2 pseudogenes are annotated in these 611 nt (G+C 40.8%); both read right to left on the reverse strand.

The features are described from left to right. A pseudogene (locus tag GQR53_RS20555) lies at positions 1-265 on the reverse strand (glutamine--fructose-6-phosphate aminotransferase); the annotation flags it as partial. A gap of 60 nt (positions 266-325) precedes the next feature. Beyond that, positions 326-568: pseudogene (locus tag GQR53_RS20560) on the reverse strand (XRE family transcriptional regulator); the annotation flags it as partial. Positions 569-611: the final 43 nt, after the last annotated feature.

Consider the following 611-nt stretch of genomic DNA (forward strand, 5'->3'; position numbering starts at 1 on the left):
CATGCGGGTGTGCGTTTTCTTCAGTAACGCTACCGTGTGTTGCCCAGCGAGTGTGTGCAATACCTGTATGGCCGCTAACGCCTGCTTTCTCAAGTGCAGCTTCTACGTTTACTACTTTACCTACTGCTTTAACAGTATTAAGTGTGTTGCCATCAAGCAATGCTACGCCTGCTGAATCATAACCACGGTATTCAAGGCGTTTAAGGCCTTCAACTAAAATTTTATTTACTGGACGTTCTGCAACTGCCCCAACTATTCCACACATAGTGTCTCCATTAATTTTTTAAATATTTGCCCGCTTATAACCTGAATTCAAGTTAACGGGCTATTCCATAATCTCTGCACAAATTAGTTTTACACCACATGCCTCAATTGCTTTGCGTTTATCGTCTGCTAAGCCATTGTCGGTTATTAAGGTGGTTACTATTTGCCACGGTAATTCTAAATTTGGGATTTTCCGGCCAATTTTATCTGATTCAACCATCACTATAACTTCACGTGCTGCTTTTGCCATTACTTGGCTTAAGCCAACTAGTTCGTTAAAGGTAGTAGTACCGCGCTTTACGTCTTGTATCTCTCATTGATAAATGATTAGCTATCATTTATCACAT

Source organism: Pseudoalteromonas sp. Z9A6 (genome assembly GCF_011378805.1).
GTDB classification, from domain to species: Bacteria; Pseudomonadota; Gammaproteobacteria; order Enterobacterales; family Alteromonadaceae; genus Pseudoalteromonas; species Pseudoalteromonas distincta.